Here is a 2,518-nt window from a genome sequence, read left to right on the forward strand (position 1 = left end):
GTAAGCGCCAAAACCTCCCCACATTTTCGTAGCTGCTGATCTGTCTATGTTTTGCCCCTCATCCGAGGGGTATCGTAGTGGCTGATGATGTAAGAACATTCGAAACAGGTTTCGAAAGGCAGGAGCGCCAGCGGCCCTCGCGTATGGAGGTCATTCCAGCGGGACCGGCGCGTCGTCGCTGGTCGGCCGAGGCCAAGGCGCGGATCATCGCGTCGAGTTTTGAGCCCGGCGCCAACATCGCAGAAATCGCACGGACGCATGGGTTACTGCCGCAGCAGCTTTATGCGTGGCGGCATGACAGCATTCCGGGCAAGCGCCTGGCCAGCAAGAAGCTGGGTTTCGTTCCGGCGGTGGTTGAAGATGCGGACGGCTCCGGCTCGGCTGATGGTGGAGGCGATGAGATCGTGATCCGCACGGCAAGGCTGGCGATCCATCTGCCGCCAAGGGTGAGCGAGGAACATATCGCCCGTGTGCTTGCCGCGGTGAGCCGGTCGGGATGATCATCCCGCCAGGGCCGCTCAAGGTGATGGTGGCGACAAAGCCGGTCGACTTCAGGAAAGGGGCCGTCAGCCTGGCGGCGCTGGTCGAGCATGAACTCGGACTTAAACCCTTCTCGGGGGTAGTCTTCATCTTCCGCTCCAAGCGGGCGAACAGGATCAAGCTCCTGGTCTGGGATGGCAGCGGCCTGGTGCTCGTGAGCAAGGTCTTGCAGACGGGGGGCTTCCATTGGCCACGGGCGCAGGATGGCGTGATGCGGCTGTCGGCATCACAGGCGTCAGCCTTGTTCGAAGGGCTGCAATGGTCGAAAATGCACACGCCGCGCGCTCAGGTTCCGGTGACGACGCGATAGGTCGCAAGCCTGATTCCCCTGATCGAAATGCCATTGCGGACTGCCCGGAAACTGCCAGAAATAGGGCATGTCCGCCACGGCAGCCGACCTTCCTGACGATGTCGCCATTCTCAAGGCGATGGTCCTGGCCGGCCTCGAGCGTGAAGCTCGGATGCAGCATATCATCGACCAGATCACCCGGACGACATTCGGAAAACGGTCGGAGAAGCTGAACGAGGATCAGTTGGCGCTGGGCCTCGACGATCTCGATGTTGCCCGCGCTGAACTGGAAGCCTTGGCCGAGCAGGCCGCGGCCGCAGCGGGCCAAAAGAAGGAACGGGCGCGAAGGGAGCCTGGGACAGCACGGGCGTCGCTGCCGGCGCATCTGACCCGCGTTGAGGAAGTGATCCTCCCTGACGAGACGGAATGCCCCTGCTGCGGAGGCGCGCTGCACTGCATCGACAGCGACATATCAAGCCGGCTCGATGTCATCCCTGTCCAGTATCGCGTTATCGTGACGGCCCGACCGAAAATGGCGTGCCGGGCATGCAGCGATGGCGTGTTCCAGGCGCCCGCGCCCAAGCATGTGGTGCCAGGCGGCCTGCCCACCGAGGCGCTGATCGCCGATGTTCTCGTCAGGAAATATGCCGATCACACTCCCTTCTACCGGCAGGCACAGGCACTGCGGCGCCAGGGTATCGAGATCGACAGGGGAACAATGTGTAACTGGGCAGGCAGAGCCGCCGCCTGGCTCGGCCGCCTAACCAGCCGGATGAAGGCCGACCTCCTATCGGGCGCGAGGCTGTTCGTTGACGAGACCACGGCCAAGGTCCTGGCTCCCGGCACCGGCAAGGTGAAGACAGGATATCTCTGGGCGATCGCTCGTGATGATGGGGCGCATGGCGGCACCGATCCACCGGCTGTCGCCTACACCTACATGCCAGGTCGCGGGAAAGTCTGGGCGGAAAAGCTGCTCGGGGACTTCACCGGCATCGTCCAGTGCGACGGCTATGGCGCGTACAAGCATATCGAGGCGCCGGACCGAAGGGCCGGTCCCGGAACGCTCGCCTTCTGCTGGGCACATGTCAGGAGGGGCTACTTCGACGATGCCAAGGGCGGCAACGCACCGGTCGCCGATGAGGCGCTGCGGCGGATCGCCGGGCTCTACAAGATCGAGGCTCGTATCCGAGGCTCCAGCCCCGAACACAGACTGGCGGTACGCCAGGCTGAATCCGCTCCGATCATCGCGGACATGCTGCCATGGCTCAAGGAAATGCTGCCTAAACTACCCCGCGGCTCCCATACAGCCGAGGCCATCGGTTACACCCTCAACCACTGGAAGGGTCTCGTCCGCTTCCTTGAGGATGGACGGATCGAGCTGGATAACAATACCGTCGAGCGCTCAATCAGGCCAATTACCCTCCAGCGGAAAAATGCCCTGTTCACAGGCCATGACCTGGGGGCTGAAAACTGGGCGACCTTTGCCAGTCTGATAGAAACCTGCAAACTGGGCGGCATCAACCCTCAGGCCTACCTCACCGATGTCCTCGCCCGCATCGTCCTGCGCGGCGATGCAGATCCCATCGATGATCTGCTCCCATACAACTGGGTAGATAGTCGCGCTGCCACCAGCCCCGTCATCGATCAGGCCGCCTGAGCGCTCCCCCGTGGGGGTGTTTTAGCGCTTAC

The 2,518-nt window shown here is 62.7% G+C and carries 3 protein-coding genes; all 3 read left to right on the top strand.

Translation table 11 applies throughout. From position 1 onward, the window contains the following. Positions 1-77 precede the first annotated feature (77 nt). Positions 78-500, top strand: coding sequence for an IS66-like element accessory protein TnpA (gene tnpA, locus Q4610_RS21610; protein ID WP_304537832.1), 423 nt, complete (start codon positions 78-80; stop codon positions 498-500). Continuing rightward, on the top strand, positions 497-850 hold the full coding sequence (tnpB, locus tag Q4610_RS21615) for an IS66 family insertion sequence element accessory protein TnpB (protein ID WP_024020125.1): 354 nt from the start codon (positions 497-499) through the stop codon (positions 848-850). The genes tnpA and tnpB overlap by 4 nt, the downstream gene beginning before the upstream one ends. A gap of 67 nt (positions 851-917) precedes the next feature. Then, complete coding sequence (gene tnpC / locus Q4610_RS21620; protein WP_304537833.1) at positions 918-2,486, top strand: IS66 family transposase; 1,569 nt, start codon at positions 918-920, stop codon at positions 2,484-2,486. Positions 2,487-2,518: the final 32 nt, after the last annotated feature.

This window comes from Sphingobium cyanobacteriorum, assembly GCF_030580935.1.
GTDB classification, from domain to species: Bacteria; Pseudomonadota; Alphaproteobacteria; order Sphingomonadales; family Sphingomonadaceae; genus Sphingobium; species Sphingobium cyanobacteriorum.

Coding starts and splice junctions, on each gene's coding strand:
- tnpB (WP_024020125.1), top strand. CDS start 497: ATGATCATCCCGCCAGGGCCGCTCAAGGTGATGGTGGCGACAAAGCCG.
- tnpC (WP_304537833.1), top strand. CDS start 918: ATGTCCGCCACGGCAGCCGACCTTCCTGACGATGTCGCCATTCTCAAG.